The following is a 21,948-nucleotide window of genomic DNA, read 5'->3' as shown; positions in this document are numbered from 1 at the left end:
TCAGAGCCGTTCGTAGGGAGTGTCGATGTAGTCGTCCTTATCGTACCCGTGAGAGGCAAAAACCAGCAGGATAGAACCGGGACCGAAGGTCATTTCATGCCAGTCCCTTGGCTCCACCAGCAGGCACTGGTCCGGTGACGACAAGGTGATCTCTTCCCTGGCTTTTCCATCGTCCATCAAAACCATCACGCTTCCCGAAATCGCCACCAATGCCTGCCGAGTCTTGTGATGACGATGGCCGCCGCGTTTATATCCGTCGGCACCATAGATCCAGAAGCTGCGGACGACCGGAAATGGCAGTATTCCGTCCATGACGGTCAACGCGCCTCGTGCGTCGGACATCGTCTTTAACGTAAGCAGAGTAAAAGCAGACAAGATTGGTTTCCAGTTTTGCGGGTCAGCCGGGCGGGAAATGCGGAGCTGGTTCCCTCACCAGGCTGATGAGGTATCGACCGTAAGAGCTCTTTTCAAGTGGAGCCGCAAGTCTTAGCAACTGCTCGGCATCTATGTATCCCAAATGAAAGGCGATTTCTTCGGGGCAGGCAATCTTCAGCCCCTGGCGCCGCTCGATGGTGGCAATGAACTGACTGGCTTCAAGGAGTGAATCGTGCGTGCCCGTATCAAGCCAGGCATGTCCTCTGCCCAAGACGGCAACATTCAGCCTGCCGGCCGACAGATAATGCCGATTGATATCGGTAATTTCGGTTTCACCGCGCGGCGAGGGTTTCAAACCGGCTGCAATGTCAACCACGTCATTGTCGTAGAAATATAAGCCCGTCACAGCGTAAGAAGAGCGGGGCCTGGACGGCTTTTCCTCCAGGCTGAGGACTTTGCCCTCACCGTCAAACTCCACCACCCCATACCGTTCGGGATCGTGGACTTTGTACGCGAAGATCGTCGCTTCGTCCGATCTCGCGGAAGCCCCGGATAAATCATGAGTCAGGAGATTGCCGTAGAAGATATTGTCTCCCAGTACGAGAGCGGTTGCCTCCCGCGCGATGAATTCCCTGCCGATCGAGAATGCCTGGGGAATTCCGTCCGGTGCGGCCTGCACGGCATATTGGAGGTTTAGTCCCCATTGGGCGCCGTCACCCAGCAGCTGTTCAAAACGTGGGGTGTCCTGTGGCGTGGAGATAATCAGAATATCCCGGATGCCTGCAAGCATCAGCGTTGACAGGGGATAGTAGATCATCGGCTTGTCGAAAACCGGAAGAAGTTGCTTCGAAATGGCGAGAGTCGCCGGATGAAGTCGGGTGCCCGAGCCACCGGCGAGCAAGATGCCCTTGCGCAGTTTTTTATTCGAAGACAAGAGACCTCCTGCAACCGGTAAATCCACGCGCACTCACGAGCTTATCGTGGTGATATCGCTATTCGACAGTGCTCACTACAGATAGATGGGGCCGCATGCAATGCACTTAGCAAGAGGAGCAGCCGCCGCCGCTCACCAATCAGGCGTTGATCGAGGATAACTTGCGGTACTCGATTGCGGGAGTGCCTTTTCGTCTGATACGGGTTGGCGTGCTATCGCCTTTTGAAATGTGAGCAAGATACCGTTAGATGGCTGCAGATACTGCCAATCCAAGCTCCCCCCGGATAAGCCTCATCACCGTTTGCTGGAATGTCGAGCAGACAATTGCCGATACCTTGCGGTCCATCGACGCTCAAACCTACCGCAATTTCGAACACATCATCATTGATGGCGGCTCACAAGATTCGACGCTCGCCATTATCGCTTCGGCGCCGGCGGAGAACCGCAGTGTGCTTTCCGAGGTGGACGGAGGTATCTATGAGGCCATGAACAAGGGGATTGGTCTTGCGAGCGGCGACATCATCGGCTTTTTGAATGCGGACGACACTTTCGAGAGCAATGACTCCCTCGGAACCGTGGCGGCCGCGCTGGATGATGAAGCATATGACGGCTGCTATGGTGATCTCGTCTATGTTTCCAACCGGCACATCGATCGCAAGGTCCGTTACTGGAAATCCCGTGCGTTCAATCCCGGTTTCTTCGCGCGCGGGTGGTGCCCGCCGCACCCAACATTCTATGTTCGGCGCAACATCTATGAACGGTTCGGGCGGTTTGATCTGCGTTATCGGCTTGCAGCCGACGTCGAGCTGATGATGCGATTCTTGGAAGTCGCGCGGATCAGAACAATCTATATCCCGCAAGTCTTGGTCAGAATGCGCTTAGGGGGCGCCACGAACAAGAACGTTCAAAATATATCGCGTCAGAACAAGGAGGTGCTGCGCGCCCTTGCCGACCACGGCCTCAAGGTCTCAATATCGATGTTCTGGGCCTTTAAGATTGTGAACCGGCTAGGCCAGTTCCTGAGGCGCAATCGATCGCAGGGCTGATCAGCTCAAAGCCGCCGCCAACGGCCGGTCACACCGCCACCCTCCCCCGCACCCCATCCGCAATCGCCGTCATCCTGTCCGCCGCAGCATGCCCGATCAGCATGAACGCATGCGTCGCATTCGACCAGTAGACGACATTCATTCCCTTGCGGTTTTCAAGGTCCGGCGCCTTCGGCCCCGCGTCGGATTTCACGATGCAGAGCGCCATCGGGCCGGTCTCGGGATCGAGATAGGCGATCTGGGCGAGCGCCTTGCCGTCATATTGCAGCAGCAGGGCGCGTTTGAAATCGACCCCCGGGAGCGAAACGGCTTCCGGGGAGAGCGACAGGCCGAGCTTCTCGTCAAGACTGGCGAGCTGGGCGGCCTGGTCCTGTCTGCCGGGAACGGGGCCGGCGAGCGTTTCGGCGGTATAGAGCGAGATATAGTCGGCGACCACGGCGCGCCATTCGCTGTTTTCGTCCTTTGCCGAAAAACCTTTGCCGATGCCGATGACGGCGCGGTCGATGGCGATGCCGGCCACAAGCGAGGCGGCGAGCGCACCGAGGAAGCGACGGCGCGTGGGCGCCGGTGCAGCGACCGATCTTGCGTTCTCATGCGCAGGAATGGCGGAGAGCATCGCCTGCAGTTTTTCGCGCGGGGCTTCGGAGAGCAGCGGAGCGAAAGCCTGCTCGAACGGCAGGCTGGCGCGCGCCAGGAAATCCAATCGTTCGGCGACGCTCTCGTCTTCCTTGACGATGGCCTCGATGCGGGCTCTCTCTTCCGCCGTCAGCTCGCCGTCGATGAAGGCTGTGAGGTCCTCGTCGGAAGGAATGGTGTGTTTCGTGCTCATGGCCGTCCCCCTGCCGGTCCGGCGCCGGAGAGCCTGGCGCGGGCGGCCGCCAGCCGGCTCATCACGGTCCCGATCGGAATATCCAATATGCCTGCAACCTCGCGATAGGAAAGTCCTTCCACATAGGCGAGGAAAACCGCCGTCCGCTGCGCCTCGGGCAACGCATTTACCTGCTTCAGCACCTGCCCCGCCATCACATGCGTTTCAGTATCGTGCGCGCCGTCGAAGGTCAGCGCCTCGCCGGCATCGACAAAACCCTGGCCCTGTCGCACCCGGCGCGAACGGATCTCGTTCAGCCAGATCGAATGCAGGATCGAAAACAGCCAGCGGTCGAGCCGGGTGCCGGGAACGAACTGGCCAGCGCGCTCGAGCGCGCGAAGGCAGGTCGCCTGCACCAGGTCGTCGGCGACATCGCGCTGATGCGAGAGAACGAGACCATAACGCCAGAGCCTGGCCAGGTTTTCCGTCAGACCGCTCCTGATATCCGCTTCGCTCGCGATGGCCGCCTCCGCAGATCCTGCATCCCTTGGAACCGCCTGATAAACCGGCGATTCCATTCTCGCGTGACTATAGGCAGGAAATGTAGCGTCCGCGACCGACATTCGGATATCCTTTCCGGCTCCATTTCCCGCCAGTGGCCTACTCTCAGATCTTCGACGGATCGAGGATGACAGCGTTCAGATCCTGATATTCCTCGCAAGCCATGCCGCAGATCGTCTTGATCGTGTTCAATTGCTCCTTTGCGAGATCGAGCCGGCCCTGGATGACATAGGCTTCGCCGAGATATTCACGGACCTTGGCGTATTGCGGATCCATCTTCACCGACTGCAGGTAATAGGAGATGCCCTCGTCGGTGCGGCCGAGCTTGCGGGTGGCGTAACCGCGATAGTTCAGCACCTCCGCGCTGTTCTGGTCCCTGACCGTATCGAGCATGGCAAGCGCCTCTTCATAACGGCCGGCCTTGGCCAGCGAATAGGCATAGTCGGTACGGTTTTCGTCCGAAACATTGGCGCTCTGCTGCTTGACACATTTCTTGGTCTTCTGGTCGTAGATCTCGCCTTTCTTGCAGGTCGGCATCGTGCTGTTGTCATTGCCGACAGCAAAGACCGGCCCGGAGAAGAGCGAAGCGGCAAGGCAGCCGCCGACAAGGATGGAAGCGATGCGGACTGTCGTGATCGTCATGGGGAAACTCCTCGAGAGTGACGTTGCGGGGAGAGAACACCGCTGCCCTGGGCTTTATTCGCCTGCCTCTCTATTTTCTCCATCACTGCTTCGTGAAGTCCCCGAGGCCGAATAAATCATCGGGACCGGGTGTTCTCAGCGTTGTGCCGGGAACGACAAGGAGAATTCCGTGACCGATACCGTCAGACTCGTCAGCCTCGCCACCGCCACGCCCGAACATGTCATCTTCCAAAACCAGGCGGCCGAAGCCTCGGCCCGGCTGTTTGCCGGCCGTTTCGAGGATTTCCATCATCTAGCTCGCGTCTTCGACAGCGCCGGCATCAACAAGCGCCATGCGGCGCGGCCGCTTGCCTGGTTCGACGAAACGCATGGCTGGCAGGACCGCATGCAGGCCTATGGAGAGGTGGCGGGCGCCCTTTTCGTTGAGGCGGCCACCTCGGCACTTCGCCGGGCGGACCTCAGCGCCTGTGATGTCGACTGTATCGTCACCGTCTCTTCCACCGGTTTTACGACGCCGAGCCTCGATGCGCAGCTTGCCCGCCGCATGGGCTTCAGAACCGATATCGAGCGGGTGCCGGTCTTCGGGCTCGGCTGCGCCGCCGGCGTCTCGGGCTTTGCCGTCGCGGCGCGGCTGGCACGCAGCCGGCCGGGCGCCGTCGTGCTTTTCGTCTCGATCGAGCTTTGCACGCTCGCCTTCCGGCTGGACGAGCTGACGCGGCCGAACATCATCGCGACGGCGCTGTTCGGCGACGGCGCGGCCGCCTGCGTGCTCCGCGCCGGCGAAGGCGGGCTGGCCGAGGTGGAATCAACCGGCGAGCATCTCTTCCCGGACACGCTCGACATCATGGGCTGGAAGATCGACGATGGCGGCTTCGGCATCGTGCTGGCGCAATCCTTGCCGCCCTTCGCCGAACGGGAACTCGCCCCGGCGGTGACGGCCATTCTGGCGCGAAACGGGCTGGAACTGGCAGACATCGACCGTTTCATCTGCCACCCCGGCGGCATGAAGGTGCTGGCCGCAATGGAGAGCGCGCTTTCGCTGACACCCGGCACGCTCGATCACGAACGAGGCGTGCTTGCCGAATATGGCAACATGTCTTCGCCCACCGTGCTGTTCGTGCTGGAGCGGGTAATCCGCGCCGGACTGCCGGAGCGAGCGGCGATGATCGCCATGGGACCGGGTTTTTCGGCCAGCTGCGTGACGCTGCGGAGGGCGGCATGATGTGGCCGTCGATCGCGCTCCTGACCTTCGTGACGCTGCAGCGGCTGGGCGAGCTCGTGCTTGCCCGGCGCAACACTGCCGCCCTTCGTGCCAGAGGTGCAAGAGAGGTCGCGCCCGAGCACTATCCCATGATGGTGGCACTGCACGCGGCCTGGATCATTGGCCTCTGGCTGCTGGCGCCCGGCAGGCCGGTCGAGCCCTTCTGGTTGGCGATATTTATGGGGCTGCAGGCGCTGCGCCTCTGGGTGCTGGCGACGCTGAAGGATCGCTGGACGACACGCATCGTGATCTTGCCGGGTGTGCCGCTCGTCAGCTCCGGCCCCTACCGTTTCCTGCGGCATCCGAACTATGTGGTCGTCGTCGGCGAGATCGCCATCCTTCCGCTGACCTTCGGCCTGCCGGTCTATGCGACCGTCTTTTCGCTTTTCAACGCTGCGATCCTGCATGTGCGCGTAAAGGCCGAGAATGCCGCACTAAAAAGCGCAATGATTTTGAAATGAATGCTAATTTTCGTTTGCACGCCGCTATCGGCAGGGGCATTTTCACTGCGATAACAGAGCGGAATGCAGGGGAATGACGAAAAACGCAATCGTACTCGGCGCCGGCATCGTCGGGGTGTCCACCGCCATCCATCTGCAGCGACGCGGCCGGCAGGTGATGCTGATCGACCGCAAGGATCCGGGCAACGAAACCTCCTTCGGCAATGCCGGCCTGATCCAGCGCGAAGGGGTGGCACCTTACGGCTTTCCCCAGCAGCTCGGCCTGCTCATGCGTTATGCGCTCAACAACCGCATCGATGCGCATTATCATCTCAGAACGCTGCCGAGCCAGCTCGCCTTTCTCGCCCGTTACTGGTGGAATTCGAATGCCCGGCGACACGCGGCAATCACCCGTGCCTATGCGCCGCTGATCGAAAATTCGATTGCCGAGCACAAGGACCTGATCGAGGCCTCCCAGGCGCAGGCGCTGATCCGCAAGGACGGCTGGATGAAGATCTTCCGGACGGAGGCCAAACGCGACGAGGCCCTTGCGGAGGCCGTCCTTTGGCAGAATGAATTCGGAATAGACTATGACAGCCTTACCTCGGCCGATATCGTCCGAATGGAACCTGATATGACAGTCCGTTTCGCCGGCGGCATCCGCTGGCGCGATCCCTGGTCGGTGCTCGATCCGCATGCGCTGACATCGGCCTATCGCCGCTATTTCGAAAGCCTCGGTGGCCGCTTCGTCACCGGCGACGCCGCCTCGCTCGGCCAGTTCGGTTCCGGCTGGAAGATCATGACCGGGGAAGGCCCGCTCGAAGCCGATGATGCGGTGATCGCGCTCGGCCCCTGGGCAGCCGTCTCGACGCGCCGGCTCGGTTATTCCTTTCCCCTCGGCGTCAAGCGCGGCTATCACATGCATTATGCCGCCGAGGGCGATGCCGTGCTCAACAATTGGATTCTCGATGCCGAGCGCGGTTATTTGCTGGCGCCGATGAGCCGCGGCATCCGCCTGACGACAGGGGCGGAGTTCGCGACGCTCGACGCGCCGAAGACGCCGGTGCAGCTCGACCGGGCCGAAGCCGTGGCGCGTACGATCTTCCCTCTCGGAGGCAGGCTCGATCCCGAACCATGGATGGGCGCGCGCCCCTGCACGCCGGACATGATGCCTATCATCGGCAAGGCGCCGCGCCATCAGAGCCTGTGGTTCGCCTTCGGCCACGCCCATCACGGACTGACGCTCGGACCGGTGACCGGCCGCGTGCTTGCGGAACTCATCAGCGGCGAAACGCCGTTCATCGATATCTCGGCTTACTCGCCGCAGCGCTTCAAGCCATGACACCGAGGGTGGAGAGCCCGCTGAGCGCCGTTGCCGCAATGCCGTCGATCGTATCGTCGATATCGACGGTGACGATACCGGGTTCGCCTGTCGGCACCTCGAGTGTCGCCAGCTGACTTTCGAGCAGCGAGATCGGCATGAAATGCCCCTTGCGCTCGCCCATGCGCTTCGTCAGCAGCGCCTTGGATCCTTCGAGATAGACGAAGAACAGATTGCCGCCGGCAGCAGCCCTCAGCCTGTCGCGATAGGTACGTTTCAGCGCCGAACAGGAGACGATGATGCCCTCGCCTTTTTCCAGCGAGGCCTGCATCCGTTTGCCGGTCAGGTCGAGCCAGGGCATCCGATCCTCATCGGTCAGCGGAATGCCCTTCGACATCTTCTCGACATTGGCGGCCGGATGAAGCGCATCACCTTCGACGAAGGCCAGATGCAAGGCCTCAGCAAGTTTCTCGCCGACCGAGGATTTGCCACAACCGCTGACCCCCATGACAATGATCGCATGAGGTCTGTTGATCCGATCGTCCTGCATGTTTCCTCTCAACGGCGGCTTCCCGCTCAGTCGAGCGGGAAATGACAGGCATATTGTTGTGCGCCTTCTCCACTTAATTCGGGAGAAACCTGCCGACAATAGTCCTGCGCCTTCCAGCAGCGCGGATTGAAGTGGCAGCCGGACGGCGGCTTCAGCGGCGACGGCAGTTCACCTTGCAGGCGGATGCGGTTCTTCTCGCGCTCGGGATCGGCGATCGGCGTCGCCGACAGCAAGGCGGCCGTGTAGGGATGGCGCGGACGGGCGAAGACTTCGGCGGCAGGACCGGTTTCGATCGGGCGGCCGAGATACATCACCATCACCTCGTCGGCGATGTGATGGACGACCGAGAGGCCGTGCGAGATGAAGAGATAGGCAAGGCCCATCTCCTTCTGCAGGTCCATAAGCAAGTTCAGCACCTGCGCCTGGATCGACAGGTCGAGGGCCGAAACCGGTTCGTCGAGCACCAGCACCTTCGGCCGCAGCATCAGCGCGCGGGCAATGGCGATGCGCTGGCGCTGGCCGCCGGAGAACATATGGGGATAACGGCCATGGTGTTCCGGGCGCAGCCCGACGCGGGCCATCATCTCCTCCACCTTGCGGCGGCGGGCGCTGGCATCGAGATCGGTATTGATCTTCAGCGGCTCGTCCAGAATTGCACCGACCTTCTGGCGCGGGTTGAGCGAGCCATAGGGATTCTGGAAAACGATCTGCACCTGGCTGCGCAGGCTGCGGTCGCCGACCCGCGCCGGCTTGCCGTCGATCAGCAATTCGCCGGCCGTCGGATCCTCGATCATCGTGACCAGACGGGCAAGCGTCGACTTGCCGCAGCCGGATTCGCCGACGACGGCAAGGGTCTTGCCGGAATGGAGGCTGAAGCTGACGCCGTTCAGCGCCCTGACCGTGGCGTCGGCTTTGAAGAGACCACGGTTGACGGTGTAGAAACGGGCGAGATCCCTGCCCTCGAGAACAGCGCCTGTCATACCAGGTCTCCTGCAGTTTCATTGGCCATGACGCCGGGATGCCCGAGCGGCTTGCCGTCCTTCAAAGGATAGTTGCACAACGCCAGCCCGAGTTCCGGTCCCTGGCGCACCACACCGCGCTCGCATTCGACCGTTGCATAGCCGCAGCGCGGGGCGAAAAGACAGCCCGTCGGGCGGCCGTGCTGGCCGGGAACGACGCCGGCGATCGAGGGAAGTCGCTGGCCGACCTGGGCGCGTTCCGGCAGGGCGGCGAGCAGGGCTGCCGTATAGGGGTGATGCGGATCGCGGAACAGCGCTTTCACCGGCTGCTCCTCGACCTTCTGGCCGGCATATTGCACCTGCACGCGCTCGGCGGTTTCGGCAACGACGCCCATGTCATGTGTGATCAGCACCAGCGCCATGCCCTGCTCTTTCTGCAGGCGCACGAGCAGATCGAGGATCTGCGCCTGGATCGTCACGTCGAGCGCCGTCGTCGGCTCGTCGGCGATGAGGAGCTTCGGATTGCAGGCGAGCGCCATGGCGATCATGACGCGCTGGCTCATGCCACCCGACATCTGGTGCGGGAAATTCGACAGGCGGTCCTCCGGCGCCGGAATGCCGACGAGGCTCAAGAGTTCGATCGAACGTTCACGGCGTTGCTTCCGGTTGAGGCCCATATGGACGCGTAGCGTCTCGCCGAGCTGGAAGCCGACCGTGAAGCACGGGTTCAGGCTCGACATCGGCTCCTGGAAAATCATCGCCATCTCCTTGCCGACGATCCGGCGGCGCCGGCGGGCGGAGATGCCGCGCAGATCCTGGCCGTCGAACTGCAGGCGGTCGGCGGTGATCCTGGCGGTCCAGGGCAGAAGACCCATCAGGGCCAGCATGGCAACGGATTTGCCCGAGCCGGATTCACCGACGACCGACAGGATTTCACCCTTGTCGCAAGTCAACGATACGCCGTCGACGGCGCGGAAAAGACCGGATGACGTCTGGAATTCGACAGTCAGATTTTCGATTTCGAGGAGCGGCATCACGACCTCTTCAGTTTGGGGTCAAGCGCATCGCGCAGGCCATCGCCCATCAGGTTGATGGCAAGAACGGTGATGAGGATGGCAAGACCCGGAAATGTCACGACCCACCAGGCGCGCGAGATGAATTCGCGGGACTCGGCAAGCATGGTGCCCCATTCGGGTGTCGGGGGCTGAGCGCCCATACCGAGAAAGCCGAGGGCGGCGGCATCGAGGATCGCCGCCGAAAAGGCAAGCGTGGCCTGAACGATCAGGGGGCCGAGACAGTTCGGCAGGATCGTCTTGAACATCAAGCGGAGCGTTCCCGCGCCGGCGACGCGCGAGGCGATCACATATTCCTTCTCACGCTCGGAAATGACCGAGGCGCGGGTCAACCGCACGAAATGCGGTTGGTTAACCAGCGAAATCGCGATCATCGCATTGGTAAGGCCGGGACCCAGGACCGCCACCAGCACGAGCGCGAGCAGCAGCGACGGGAAGGCCAGGATGATGTCCATCAGGCGCATGATGGCGGTATCAATTCGGCCGCGGAAATAACCGGCGACGAGGCCGATCAGCACGCCGCATATGACTGAAAGCGTGACGACCACGACGCCGATGAAGAGCGAGAACCGCGCTCCATAGATCAGCCGCGAGAGGATATCGCGGCCGACGGCATCCGTCCCGAGCGGAAAGGAAGCGTGGCCTCCTTCCATCCAGGCCGGCACTGCCAAGAGCACTTCACGATTCTGCTCGTTCGGCGCATGCGGCGCAAAAACCGGTGCAAAGATCGCAACGACGAGGATGATGACGAAAACAACGAGGCCGATGACGGCACCCTTATTACGGGAGAAATAATGCCAGAATTCCGCAAGAGCGGATGGCTGGCCGGTTTTGACGGTGACCGTGCTCATGGACCGCTCCTAGTGACGAATGCGCGGATTGATGAAGCCGTAGAGGACGTCAACAATCAGATTGACCAGCATGATGACGCCGGCGATCAGGAGAAGGCCGCCCTGCACCACCGCGTAATCACGCTTGAACACCGAATCGACCATCCATTTGCCGATGCCCGGCCAGGAGAAGATCGTCTCGGTGAGGATGGCGCCGGCAAGAAGGACACCGATCTGCAGGCCGATCGTGGTGATGACGGGGATCATTGCATTGCGCAGCGCATGCACGCCGACGACGCGCAGCGGCTTCAAACCTTTCGAGCGTGCGGTGCGGACATAGTCCTCGCCGAGAACCTCAAGCATGGCCGAGCGCGTCTGGCGGGCGATGACGGCGAGCGGGATGGTCGCCAGCACGATGGTCGGCAGAATGAGATAGCTGACGGCCGAGGCAAAGGCCCCTTTCTGACCTGACAGCAGGCTGTCGACCAGCATGAAGCCGGTCACCGGCTTGAAGAAATACATCAGCGAGATACGGCCGGAAACCGGCGTCCAGCCGAGATAGCCGGAGAAGAAGATGATGAGCAGCAGACCCCACCAGAAAATCGGCATGGAATAACCGACGAGGGCGACACCCATCACGCTCTGATCGAACCACGTGCCTCGCTTGACGGCGGCAAAGACGCCGGCGGGCACGCCGAGACAGACCGCAAGGATGATGGCGCAGAAGGACAGTTCCAGCGTTGCCGGAAACAATGTCAGGAATTCGCCGAGGACCGGCCGCTTGGTGACGATCGAGGTGCCGAGATCGCCCTGCAGGACTTTTCCGAGATAATCGAAATACTGCATATACATGGGCCGGTCGAAACCGAGATCGTGCATGATCTGGGCGTGCCGCTCCGGCGCCATGACGCGTTCACCCGAGAGCAGCATCACGGGATCTCCGGGCAGCAGGCGGATGAAAGAGAAGGCAATCAGGGAAACGCCGAGGAATGTCGGGATCAGCACCGCAAGGCGGCCGATGAAAAAACGCAACATGGCAGATGTCCAATAGTTTCCGGCGGTCAGGAGGGTCCTGACCGCCGGCTGTGCCCAGTACTACCGGGCATTTTTACATTATTCTTGTTATTCGGATACGTCGACGCCGTCGAAACGGTGAATGCCGAGCGGGTCCATCTTGAAGCCCGAGACCTTCTTGCTCATCGGAACGAAGACGAGCGAATGGTCGAGGGTCGCCCAGGGGCCTTCCTTCTTGAAGATCAGCTGCGCCTGCTCATAGGCCTTGGTGCGCTCGCCGACATCGGCCGTCATCTTGGCCTTCGTCATGAGGTCGTCGTATTCCTTGTTGCACCACTGGGCGCGGTTGTTGCCGCCGACGGCATCGCAGCCGAGCAGCGTATCCATGAAGTTGTCGGGATCGCCGTTGTCGCCGGTCCAGCCGAGGATGACGGCGCCATCGCGCTTCACGTCGGAGGAAAGCTTCAGGTACTCGGCCCACTCATGCGTGACGATCTCGACCTTGACCCCGACCTTGGCGAAATCGGCCTGGATCAGTTCGGCGGCGCGGCGTGCGTTCAGCATGTAGGGGCGCGACACCGGCATCGCCCAGACCTTCATGCTGAGATCCTTGACGCCGGCATCGGCGAGAGCCTTCTTGGCCGCATCCGGATCGTACTTGTCGTCCTGAACGGCGTCGTTATAGGACCACATGGTCGGCGGGATCGGGTTCTTGGCAACGGTGGCCGCGCCCTGGAAGACGGCGTCGACGATCGCCTGCTTGTTGATCGCCATGTTGAGCGCCCGGCGAACCTCCGGCTTGTCGAAGGGCGCCATCTGCGTGTTATAGGCGAGGTAGCTGACATTGAGGCCAGCCTGCTCCTCGACGACGAGGTTCTTGTCCTTCTTCAGTTCAGGAACGTCGGCGGCATTCGGATAAGGAATCAGGTGGCACTCGCCGGCCTTCAGCTTCTGAGCGCGGACGGCGGCGTCAGAGGTGATGGCGAAAACCAGATCGTCGATCTTTTCCTTGCCCTTAAAATAGGTTTCGTTCGCCTTGTAGCGGATGACGGCATCCGGCTGATAGGCGACGAAGGTGTAGGGGCCGGTACCGAGCGGCTGCTGGTTCAGCTGCGCCATCTTGCCGTCGGCGGCCAGCTTGTCGGCATATTCCTTCGACATGATGGAAGCAAAGTCCATGGCGAGGTCGGCCAGGAACGGCGCTTCCGGGTGGTTGAGCGTGAACTTCACCGTGAGGTCATCGACCTTCTCGACCGACTTGATCAGTTCCGGGAAGCCCATGCCGGCGGCGTATTCGTAAGAACCGCCCTCGACATACTTGTTCCACGGATTGTCGGACTTCAGCTGACGCTCGAAGGAGAAGACGACGTCGTCGGCATTGAAATCGCGCGTCGGCGTGAAGAAGTCGGTGGTCTGGAATTTGACGCCGGGATGAAGTTTGAAAGTGTATTCCTTGCCGTCGTCCGAAACGCTCCAGCTGTCGGCCAAACCGGGTTCGATCTCGGTGCCGCCATGCTTGAATTCGACGAGGCGGCTGTAGACGGTGCGCGAGGACGCGTCGAAGGTCGTGCCTGCCGTATAGAGGCTCGGGTCGAAGCCTTCCGGCGAACCCTCGGAGCAATAAACAAGGGTCTTGGACCAGGCCGACGTCGCCATGACCGAAATCAGGGCCGTCGCTGCCAGCATGACAGAGATCTTTTTCATAATATTGTTTCCCGGTTGTTCTTTTTTGATGTCTGGAGACCACAAAGGCATCCCGATCGACGGTCGATGGAACGACATTTATCTACTGAAAGCAACGGGCTACGGAGAAAATTTTTCCAGCTGGACAATTTTAGAAATTTTTCGTCAAAAATCAGCCTCGTTCGGAAATTTTCGGATAAAAATGTCCGGCATTTCGTCGCATTTTGGATAATTGCGCCCTCTCAGCAGCGCATGCTGGACATTTCGGCATCCCTAAGCGCAACCAGAGGCCGCAAACAAAAACCGCGATTGCCGAGGCAACCGCGGTTTCATAAGTCAGACCTGTTTCTTGCAATCAGGCGGCGGGGGCAACGGCCGCCGGCTTGCGGTAGTGGTGCTCGCCGGTGATACCGAGGAGGAAATTGATCTGGGGGCGGGCCTTGACGAGGTCATCGATCGAATATTCCGAGAGCACGCCGAAGAAGGCGTTGAGCGCCTTGCGCAGCGCCGAGTTCAAGCCACAGCTGTCGACCAGCGGGCATTCGACCATGCCATCATCCTCGAAGCATTCGGCCATGGCAAAACTGTCTTCCGTGACCCGGACAACGTCGAAGAGCGTGATTTCGGCCGCCGGCTTGCCCAGGCGCACACCGCCGTTGCGGCCGCGGACCGTCTCCACCAGGCCGGCCTTGTTCAGCGGCTGGAGGATCTTGAAAAGAAAGAGTTCGGAAACCCCGTAGGCTTTGGCAATTTCCGGAATCCGGCTCAGCTGCCCTTCGTTGGCAGCACAATACATCAACATGCGAACCGCATAGTTGGTCTGCTTCGTCAACCGCATGCCGATCTCCTGACTCGTGCCTGTTCAGACGTATATAGGCGGTTTGACAGTTTTGAACAATTCCAAAATATGAAATTCGCATTCAGCTTATGAGGCCATTTGCCACAACGTCAATCCTGCTCCGTGGTCTTCTGGTTGTAGTCCAAAATGGCTGCCAACGCTCAAATGAAACGGGGGCCAAAGGGCCCCCGAATTGCAGGTCGAGTGATCGTCCAGATTACTTCATCGTCGGCATGACGAATTCTGCGCCGCTCTTGATGCCGGAAGGCCAGCGGGCGGTGACGGTCTTGGTCTTCGTCCAGAACTTGATCGAATCCGTGCCGTGCTGGTTGAGGTCGCCGAAGCTCGATGCCTTCCAGCCGCCGAAGGAGTGGTAGGCGAGCGGAACCGGGATCGGAACGTTGACGCCGATCATGCCGATATTGATGCGCGAGGCAAAGTCGCGGGCAGCATCGCCGTCGCGGGTGTAGATCGCGACGCCGTTGCCGTATTCGTGCTTCATCGGCAGCGACAGTGCTTCTTCATAGTTCTGGGCGCGAACGACGGAAAGGACAGGCCCGAAGATCTCGGTCTTGTAGATATCCATGTCCGGCGTGACGTGATCGAACAGGCAACCGCCGACGAAATAGCCGTCTTCATAGCCTTGGAGCTTGAAGTCGCGGCCGTCGACGACGAGCTTGGCGCCTTCCTCGATGCCGCGGTCGATCAAGCCGCGAACACGGTTATAGGCTTCCTTGGTGACGAGCGGGCCCATGTCGGCCTTCTCGTCTGTGTAAGGGCCGATGCGCAGCGATTCGATCTTCGGCGTCAGCTTCTCGACCAGGCGGTTGGCGGTCTCCTCGCCGACCGGAACGGCAACCGAGATCGCCATGCAGCGCTCGCCGGCCGAACCGTAGCCGGCGCCCATCAGCGCGTTGACGGCTTGGTCCATGTCGGCATCCGGCATGATGATCATGTGGTTCTTCGCGCCGCCGAAGCACTGTGCGCGTTTGCCGTTCATCGCCGCCGTGCCGTAGACGTAGCGGGCGATCGGCGTCGAGCCGACGAAGGAGACGGCGCCGATATCCGGATCGGTGAGGATGGCGTCGACGGCGCCCTTGTCGCCGTTGACGACATTGAGGATGCCGGCGGGAAGACCGGCTTCGATCATCAGTTCGGCAAGACGGATCGGCAGGGACGGATCACGCTCGGAGGGCTTCAGGATGAAGGCATTACCGCAGGCGATCGCCGGCGCGAACATCCACATCGGGATCATGCCGGGGAAATTGAAAGGCGTGATGCCGGCGCCGATGCCGACCGGCTGGCGGATCGAATACATGTCGATCGCCGGACCCGCGCCCTCGGTGAATTCGCCCTTGGCGAGATGCGGGATGCCGCAGACGAATTCGCAGACTTCGAGGCCGCGAACGACGTCGCCCTTGGCGTCCTCGATCGTCTTGCCGTGTTCCTTCGAAATCAATTCGGCAAGTTCGTCCATATGCTTGTTCAGGAGCTCGACGAACTTGAAGAAGACGCGAGCGCGGCGCTGCGGGTTGGTGGCAGCCCATTTCGGCTGCGCGGCCTTGGCGTTCTCGACGGCGGCGCGAAGCTCCTCGACGCTGGCGAGGGCGACGGTCGCCTGCACTTCGCCGGTCGCCGGATTGTAGACGTTGCTCACGCGGCCGCTGGTGCCGGCGACCTGCTTGCCGCCGATGAAATGTCCGATCTCACGCATGGATGTTCCTCCTGTTTGGATGACCTACAATCGCACTTCAATTTGCACAAATCAATGCGTTGATATAAGCAACCGTTGTGCACGTTTTATAGTTTCGATGCAGGTGCTGCTGCTTCCAAACTTGGCGCGGCATGCGGACAAGTCAAACTCAGGGAGGGCCCATCGATGAGCCAAAATCCGGTCGTGCGAATGGCTGAGCTGGAGATCGCCGCCGAGAGGCTTGAAGCCTATCGCGCATTGCTTGCGGAGGAAATCGAGGCTTCGGTCGCTCTGGAAGACGGCGTCCTTTCGCTGAGCGCTGTTTCCATCCGCGAAGCTCCAAGCCGCGTTCGTATTCTCGAAGTCTACGCCGACCGGGAGGCCTATGAGGCGCACCTGCGGACACCGCATTTCCTCAAATATAAAAGCGAGACGGCCGGCATGGTGACGTCGCTGACGCTGATCGATGTCGACCCGATTGCAATGCGGGCCAAGTGATGAACTGGGATGACGTTCGCATTTTCCTGGCCGTCGCCCGAACCGGACAGATCCTTGCCGCTTCGAAACGCCTGGGGCTTAACCACGCCACGCTTTCGCGCCGGCTGACGTCGCTCGAAGCGGCACTGAAGACGCGGCTCTTCGTCCGCCGCACGAACGGCTGCGAGCTGACGGCCGAAGGTGGCATCTTCCTTAATGCCGCCGAGCGGATGGAAACCGAAATGCTCGCGGCGCAGGCCAATCTCGGCCACACCGACACGGCGATCGCCGGGACGGTGCGCGTCGGCGCGCCCGATGGTTTCGGCGTCTCCTTTCTGGCACCCCGCATGGGCAGGCTGATCGAACGCCACCCGGAGCTGAAGATCCAGCTCGTGCCGGTGCCGCGCTCCTTCTCGCTGTCGCAGCGTGAGGCCGATATCGCCATCACGCTGGAACGTCCCGAACAGGGCCGGCTCGTCTCCTCCAAGCTGACGGACTATACGCTCGGCCTCTATGCCTCGCGCGACTACCTCGCCTCACACGGCAGACCGGGCGATGTCGAGGCGCTGAAGGCGCATCCGCGCATCGGCTATGTCGAGGATCTGATCTTCACCGCCTCGTTGAATTTCTCCGGCGAGGTAATGCGCAGCTGGGACGCCGGCTTCGAAATCTCGACGGCGATCGGCCAGACGGAGGCGGTGCGATCAGGCGCCGGCATCGGCATCCTGCACGATTATATCGCCCGGCAGTATACGGAGCTCGAGCGCATCCTGCCTGACATTTCGATCCGGCGCGCCTATTGGACGACCTATCACGAAACGGCGCGCGATCTCGTTCGCGTCAGAAGCGTCGTCGATTTCCTGCAGGAACTCGTCGGCGCCGAGCGCCACATCTTCCTTTAAGTCTCCGAAACGTGCTTGGCCGGCTCGTCGTTTTCATCCGGATTTGGAACAGGCGCCTCGTCCGGAAGCCGGTCCGGCTCCGGCTCGGTGATCGGCGGCACCGGTTTCCAGCCGGGTGCCGGCATCGGCGGCTGATCGGGAATGGGTTCGTTGGGCACGGACATGACCGCCTCCCTTTTATGTTTGCGATGTTCGTCGGGGCTATTTGTCCGACTTCAGCATCTCCGCGCGCAGCGGCATACTGTCGATAATGATGAAGAGCTCGCCACTGTTGATCGGCTCGCTGACCTTGAGCTTGACGGTGCCGTCCTTGCCGACAAGGAAGGCGGCGAATTCACCCGTCTCCGGCGCATCGAGATCGCAGCGGATCGCTTCGCCGTCGAGGCCATCGGCAGCGCCGAAAAGCGCCCGGACCTTGCCGCCCGAAACCTTCAGCACCACCATATCGCGTTCATCGAGCGCGCTGCGGTCGGCCAGCAGCTGGTTTTCCTGGTGCGCCGCGCGGGCATTGTCCCTGTCGGCGAAAAGAATGAAGACGCGATTCTTCCACTGGAATGCGGCCAGGCTTTCGATTGGCGAATAGGCGCCGTTCGTCTCGTCGATCTTGGTCGCGCCGTAGAGCAGGGTTTTCGACATGCGTATTCTCCCGTCAGCTTGGAGAACGGTCCGAGATGGCACGGGTTCCATCTAATCGACAGGATCCTGGTTTTCGTGCCCTCACCTGCAGATTGCGCGCTGCACTTTTGCGCGACATGCGCTGATCCCGCTGCCGTGCCTACCGTTGATCGAACGAGCTACGCCCGCAACGACGTCCGTCAATATCCGCCGGAATTGACTCACGCCGTTACGTGTTCATCCTCTCCCCGGCAAAAATGTGCCGCGCGGTCCGAGCATAGATCAAGCGAACAAGAAGTCCCACGACTGCAGGCTTGAAAGAGCGACATTCCTTAACGTTATGGTGTTGTCGGAATCGGCCATGATAACTGTATCATTCCCGGACTGCTCGCTTGCCGCAAAAAGCGATTCCCAATCGACGAAAATGTTGTGGTCGATCGAGATTGCGTCATGTGCGGAGCCGGTTGCCACGAAGTTGGTGATCGTATCGTGGCCCCAGTTCGACGAATAAACGAAGACATCGGCTGCCGCCCCCCCAGTGAGGGTATCGTTGCCGGCGCCACCCGTCAGTGTATTTGAACCACTGCCGCCGACGATAACGTTGTCTAGCGCATTCCCTGTTCCGGCAAAGGGCCCCGTTCCGATAAATGTGAGGTTCTCGACATTGGTCTCCAACGTGTAGGCGGCCAGTATCGTGCGAACCGTATCGGTCCCTGCGTCGGCGGCTTCGGTGACGATGTCGCCGGCATTATCGACGATGTAGGTGTCGTGGCCCGCACCACCGATCAAGGTGTCCGCACCTGCCGCGCCATTCAGCGTGTCATTGCCGGCGCCGCCGGTGATCGTGTTGGCGAGACCATTGCCGGCGCCGCTGAAGTTGGCCGATCCGGTATAGGTCAGGTTCTCGACATTGTTGCCGAGCGTATAGCCGGCAAGCGCCGTCCGGACCGTGTCCGTCCCTTCATTCACATTCTCGATCACTACGTCGGTCGCGATGTCGACCACATAGATGTCGTCGCCAATCCCACCCAACATCGTGTCGGCACCGGCCCCGCCAATCAGTGTGTCGTTGCCCGCAGCCCCCATAAGCTTGTCGGCTGCGACACCACCCGTGATAACGTTGTCGAGCAGATTCCCTGCACCGGTAAAGGCTGCCGTTCCGATGTAGGTGAGGTTCTCGACATTGGCCGCCAGTGTGTGGGCGGCCAGGGTCGTGCGAACCGTGTCGGTTCCCGCGCCAGACGCTTCGGTGACGACGTCGAAAGCATTGTCGACGATATAGGTGTCGTTGCCGGTCCCGCCGATCAAAGTGTCGGCGCCAGCCCCGCCATTCAGCGTATCATTGCCGGCGCCGCTGGTGATCGTATTGGCGAGCGCGTTGCCGGTGCCGCTGAAGCTGGCAGATCCCGTATAAGTCAGGTTCTCGACATTGACCAATGCGGCGATCGAGTAGGCTGCAAGTGCCGTGCGGATTTCGTCGGTGCCGGCGCCAACCGCCTCGTTGACGATGTCGCCCGCACTGTCGACCACATAGATATCGTTGCCGGCGCCGCCGTTCAGCGTGTCATTGCCGATGCCGCCGTCAAGCGTGTCGTTGCCGGCCCCGCCGGTGATCGTGTTGACGAGCGCATTGCCGGTGCCGGCGAAGCTGCCGGATCCCGTATATTGCAGATTCTCGACATTGTTGCCGAGCGTATAGCTGGAAAGCGCCGTCTTGATCAGATCGGTTCCTGCATTCAGTCCTTCGGTGACCACGTCGCCAACGTTTTCGACAATATAAGTGTCGTTGCCCGCTCCGCCGATCAAACTGTCCGCACCCGCCTTCCCGTCCAGGGTATCGGCACCTGCCCCGCCCTGGACGGTGTTGGCGAAGCTATTGCCTGTCCCGATAAAAGTTCCCGTACCGATATAGGTGAGGTTCTCGAGATTGCTGCCAAGGGTATAACTTGCCAGCGTCGTGCGAACCGTGTCGCTTCCCGCGCCGGCAGCTTCGGTGACGCTGTCGCCGGCATTGTCGACGACATAGGTGTCATCACCCGTGCCGCCGATCAAGCTGTCCGCACCGGCCCCGCCATTAAGCGTATCATTGCCGGCGCCGCTGGTGATCGTGTTGGCGAGCGCGTTGCCGGTGCCGCTGAAGCTGGCAGATCCCGTGTAAGTCAGGTTCTCGACATTGTCGCTGAGCGCATAGCTTGAAATCGCCGTCTGGACAGTGTCCGTTCCCTTGTTCGCACTCTCGATCACCAAATCGAAGCTAGCGTCAATCACATAGAGGTCGTTGCCCGCACCGCCGATCAGCGTGTCGTTGCCGGCGCCGCCGTCCAGAAGATCGTTGCCCGCGCCACCGGTGATCGTGTTGGCCAGGCCGTTCCCAGTCCCGCTAAAAGCACCGGTGCCGATGAAGGTCAGGTTTTCGACATTTGCAATACTGGTCAAGGCATAGGAAGAAAGCGCCGTCTTGATCAGATCGGTCCCTTCGTTCAGCGCTTCGGTGACCACGTCGGCCAGGTTATCAACAATATAGGTGTCGTTGCCCGTTCCGCCGATCAATGTGTCATTGCCGGAAAGACCGTTAAGGGTATCATTTCCGGCATTGCCCCAGAGGGTATTGTCTGCCTCGTTGCCAGCGATCGAATCATTGCCGGAGCCGGCCTTAACGTTCTCAATCAACGACGCAGTATTGCCTTCATAAAGAAGGGCGTTGAAAATGTTGCCGCGGGCATAGCCATTATTCGGACCTCCTCCCAGGTATGACAACTGGCCTTGAGAAAAAACCGAGTATCCCCCTGCGCGCAAATCGATTTTGAGGCCCGTTGTATAGGCACTCAGGTCATATGTGTCGGTACCGCCACCGTCCCAGATCGTTGCGAAGATGCGGTTGGCAGCGGGCGTGATGGCCGCGACCCCGTTGACATAAGTGATGCCCTGGTTCGGGTTCCATTTATAAACGGTATCGCCACTGTTGGTCGTGTAGTCTGCGCCATACATTTCCTGCAGGGCGGCGATGTCGAGCATCATGAAGGTTTGTGGCGCGCCATCATGCTCGTACTTGTACCCACTCAAATCATCTCCCACATATGTGTGGTAGGTCATGATCGTATATTCGAGCGAGTCGTACGCGCTCGGAACGACTATCCCCTGTTCGTGGGCATGTTTCAGTCCGAGAGCGTGACCCAATTCGTGCGCCAGGGCATGACCGGCGTAATTGCCGAACCTCGGATAGCGAAGATCATCTGGGGTGCCAGCATATTCCGTGCCGAACCAGATATCGCCTGCCGGCCCGCCGCTAATTGGCATATAGGCCCATGCTGTCGTGAGATCGGGATGCGACGATTGAGCGAACCGCACCGTTGCGGTGTTGGCGCTTCCGACCTCGAAGGTGACGTTCGTGAATCCCTCGACGGAGAAGCCGTCATTTGCAGCACTCCCATAGGACTGCTCCATAAAGTACAAGGCAAGAGACTGCTGCTGCGATGAAATTGCAGAGAAAGAATAGTTTTTCTCGCCGTTGTAGTCATACGATGACGAAGTCGTGGGAAACGCATAGGTGATCGTTCCGCTCCAGGCAAAGTCGCCCAAAAGCCCGTCTACCTTCTGATCCCCAGTCGAGCTGATATACGTCACCGAAGTCGTAAGGTTCGTCATAAAATCCCCGTTTGCCTATTCCAAGTCGGCCGCGCCTATTGCCGATTTCCCTCTGCTCCATCTCGGTGGGAAATTCAACTAAAAGCTTTATTTCTGTTCGAGAAGGTTTTTGATCTTGGCGGCTAGCGCTTATGAAGCGCTTCCTCCGCAACCCTAACAAAGGCTAGTAGACGTATTCGAGGAATCCTGTGCTCTGCCCATCCGAACCTTCGCAATTGCTGGCATGACGGCACTTAAATTGAAGTTACGGTCATCTGCTGAAATTTAATAAGTCTCCAGGC

At 60.4% G+C, this 21,948-nt stretch carries 22 protein-coding genes; 6 read left to right on the top strand and 16 right to left on the bottom strand.

Translation table 11 applies throughout. The features are described from left to right. Both AMK02_RS03890 and rfbA read right to left on the bottom strand, forming a co-directional pair. Positions 1 to 375, bottom strand: a complete 375-nt coding sequence (locus tag AMK02_RS03890) for a sugar 3,4-ketoisomerase (RefSeq protein WP_012482746.1) — start codon at positions 373 to 375, stop codon at positions 1 to 3. Between the two features lie 22 nt (positions 376 to 397). After that, positions 398 to 1,309 (bottom strand): glucose-1-phosphate thymidylyltransferase RfbA, encoded by a 912-nt coding sequence (rfbA, locus tag AMK02_RS03885; RefSeq protein WP_012482745.1) that lies wholly within the window; start codon positions 1,307 to 1,309, stop codon positions 398 to 400. 248 nt (positions 1,310 to 1,557) lie between these two features. Between rfbA and AMK02_RS03880 the strand changes: the two genes are divergently transcribed. Next, positions 1,558 to 2,355: a glycosyltransferase family 2 protein gene (locus AMK02_RS03880; protein WP_064800750.1), complete on the top strand. Its 798-nt coding sequence runs from the start codon at positions 1,558 to 1,560 to the stop codon at positions 2,353 to 2,355. 28 nt (positions 2,356 to 2,383) lie between these two features. Here AMK02_RS03880 and AMK02_RS03875 read toward each other — a convergent pair whose 3' ends face one another. The 3 genes from AMK02_RS03875 to AMK02_RS03865 are packed head-to-tail and all read right to left on the bottom strand — an operon-like array spanning position 2,384 to position 4,366. Continuing rightward, positions 2,384 to 3,184: an anti-sigma factor family protein gene (locus AMK02_RS03875; protein WP_064800749.1), complete on the bottom strand. Its 801-nt coding sequence runs from the start codon at positions 3,182 to 3,184 to the stop codon at positions 2,384 to 2,386. Next, positions 3,181 to 3,786, bottom strand: a complete 606-nt coding sequence (locus tag AMK02_RS03870) for an RNA polymerase sigma factor (protein ID WP_064800748.1) — start codon at positions 3,784 to 3,786, stop codon at positions 3,181 to 3,183. Before AMK02_RS03870 ends, AMK02_RS03875 begins: the two co-directional genes overlap by 4 nt. A 43-nt stretch (positions 3,787 to 3,829) precedes the next feature. Continuing rightward, positions 3,830 to 4,366 carry a tetratricopeptide repeat protein gene (locus AMK02_RS03865; protein WP_064800747.1) on the bottom strand — a complete coding sequence of 179 codons (537 nt, stop codon included), beginning with the start codon at positions 4,364 to 4,366 and terminating at the stop codon, positions 3,830 to 3,832. Between the two features lie 169 nt (positions 4,367 to 4,535). Between AMK02_RS03865 and AMK02_RS03860 the strand changes: the two genes are divergently transcribed. From AMK02_RS03860 to AMK02_RS03850, 3 genes are all read left to right on the top strand, one after another. Then, entirely contained in the window at positions 4,536 to 5,588 is a 1,053-nt protein-coding gene (locus AMK02_RS03860) for a type III polyketide synthase (RefSeq protein ID WP_064800746.1), read from the top strand. After that, positions 5,585 to 6,088 carry an isoprenylcysteine carboxyl methyltransferase family protein gene (locus AMK02_RS03855; RefSeq protein ID WP_064800745.1) on the top strand — a complete coding sequence of 168 codons (504 nt, stop codon included), beginning with the start codon at positions 5,585 to 5,587 and terminating at the stop codon, positions 6,086 to 6,088. Before AMK02_RS03860 ends, AMK02_RS03855 begins: the two co-directional genes overlap by 4 nt. Positions 6,089 to 6,161: 73 nt before the next feature. Next, positions 6,162 to 7,409, top strand: a complete 1,248-nt coding sequence (locus AMK02_RS03850) for an NAD(P)/FAD-dependent oxidoreductase (protein ID WP_064800744.1) — start codon at positions 6,162 to 6,164, stop codon at positions 7,407 to 7,409. Here the strand turns inward: AMK02_RS03850 and AMK02_RS03845 are convergent. The 8 genes from AMK02_RS03845 to AMK02_RS03810 form a co-directional block, all read right to left on the bottom strand. Further along, entirely contained in the window at positions 7,399 to 7,938 is a 540-nt protein-coding gene (locus AMK02_RS03845) for a gluconokinase (RefSeq protein ID WP_064800743.1), read from the bottom strand. The two genes, AMK02_RS03850 and AMK02_RS03845, sit on opposite strands and share 11 nt — an antisense overlap. A gap of 26 nt (positions 7,939 to 7,964) precedes the next feature. Then, positions 7,965 to 8,918, bottom strand: coding sequence for a peptide ABC transporter ATP-binding protein (locus AMK02_RS03840; RefSeq protein WP_064800742.1), 954 nt, complete (start codon positions 8,916 to 8,918; stop codon positions 7,965 to 7,967). Then, positions 8,915 to 9,931, bottom strand: a complete 1,017-nt coding sequence (locus tag AMK02_RS03835) for an ABC transporter ATP-binding protein (RefSeq protein WP_064800741.1) — start codon at positions 9,929 to 9,931, stop codon at positions 8,915 to 8,917. Before AMK02_RS03835 ends, AMK02_RS03840 begins: the two co-directional genes overlap by 4 nt. Then, positions 9,931 to 10,821 (bottom strand): ABC transporter permease subunit, encoded by an 891-nt coding sequence (locus tag AMK02_RS03830; RefSeq protein WP_064800740.1) that lies wholly within the window; start codon positions 10,819 to 10,821, stop codon positions 9,931 to 9,933. The genes AMK02_RS03835 and AMK02_RS03830 overlap by 1 nt, the downstream gene beginning before the upstream one ends. 9 nt (positions 10,822 to 10,830) lie before the next feature. Beyond that, positions 10,831 to 11,835, bottom strand: a complete 1,005-nt coding sequence (locus AMK02_RS03825; RefSeq protein WP_064800739.1) for an ABC transporter permease subunit — start codon at positions 11,833 to 11,835, stop codon at positions 10,831 to 10,833. An 87-nt stretch (positions 11,836 to 11,922) separates the two neighbouring features. Further along, positions 11,923 to 13,518: an ABC transporter substrate-binding protein gene (locus tag AMK02_RS03820; RefSeq protein WP_064800738.1), complete on the bottom strand. Its 1,596-nt coding sequence runs from the start codon at positions 13,516 to 13,518 to the stop codon at positions 11,923 to 11,925. A 334-nt stretch (positions 13,519 to 13,852) separates the two neighbouring features. Next, positions 13,853 to 14,335, bottom strand: coding sequence for an iron-responsive transcriptional regulator RirA (gene rirA / locus AMK02_RS03815; protein WP_064800737.1), 483 nt, complete (start codon positions 14,333 to 14,335; stop codon positions 13,853 to 13,855). 217 nt (positions 14,336 to 14,552) lie between these two features. Further along, positions 14,553 to 16,049 carry a CoA-acylating methylmalonate-semialdehyde dehydrogenase gene (locus AMK02_RS03810; RefSeq protein ID WP_064800736.1) on the bottom strand — a complete coding sequence of 499 codons (1,497 nt, stop codon included), beginning with the start codon at positions 16,047 to 16,049 and terminating at the stop codon, positions 14,553 to 14,555. Positions 16,050 to 16,214: 165 nt separating this feature from the next. Between AMK02_RS03810 and AMK02_RS03805 the strand changes: the two genes are divergently transcribed. Further along, positions 16,215 to 16,526 carry a putative quinol monooxygenase gene (locus tag AMK02_RS03805; RefSeq protein ID WP_064800735.1) on the top strand — a complete coding sequence of 104 codons (312 nt, stop codon included), beginning with the start codon at positions 16,215 to 16,217 and terminating at the stop codon, positions 16,524 to 16,526. Further along, complete coding sequence (locus tag AMK02_RS03800) at positions 16,526 to 17,407, top strand: LysR family transcriptional regulator (RefSeq protein ID WP_064800734.1); 882 nt, start codon at positions 16,526 to 16,528, stop codon at positions 17,405 to 17,407. The genes AMK02_RS03805 and AMK02_RS03800 overlap by 1 nt, the downstream gene beginning before the upstream one ends. Here the strand turns inward: AMK02_RS03800 and AMK02_RS31615 are convergent. The 3 genes from AMK02_RS31615 to AMK02_RS03790 form a co-directional block, all read right to left on the bottom strand. Next, positions 17,404 to 17,571 carry a hypothetical protein gene (locus tag AMK02_RS31615; protein ID WP_088395265.1) on the bottom strand — a complete coding sequence of 56 codons (168 nt, stop codon included), beginning with the start codon at positions 17,569 to 17,571 and terminating at the stop codon, positions 17,404 to 17,406. The genes AMK02_RS03800 and AMK02_RS31615 overlap by 4 nt on opposite strands. Before the next feature lie 37 nt (positions 17,572 to 17,608). Further along, entirely contained in the window at positions 17,609 to 18,043 is a 435-nt protein-coding gene (locus AMK02_RS03795; RefSeq protein WP_064800733.1) for a DUF4174 domain-containing protein, read from the bottom strand. 261 nt (positions 18,044 to 18,304) lie between these two features. Further along, on the bottom strand, positions 18,305 to 21,667 hold the full coding sequence (locus AMK02_RS03790) for a M10 family metallopeptidase (protein ID WP_064800732.1): 3,363 nt from the start codon (positions 21,665 to 21,667) through the stop codon (positions 18,305 to 18,307). Positions 21,668 to 21,948 lie beyond the last annotated feature (281 nt).

The sequence above is a fragment of the Rhizobium sp. N731 genome (genome assembly GCF_001664145.1).
Classification (GTDB): Bacteria; Pseudomonadota; Alphaproteobacteria; order Rhizobiales; family Rhizobiaceae; genus Rhizobium; species Rhizobium esperanzae.
This window is presented reverse-complemented; position numbering and strand designations above follow the sequence as displayed.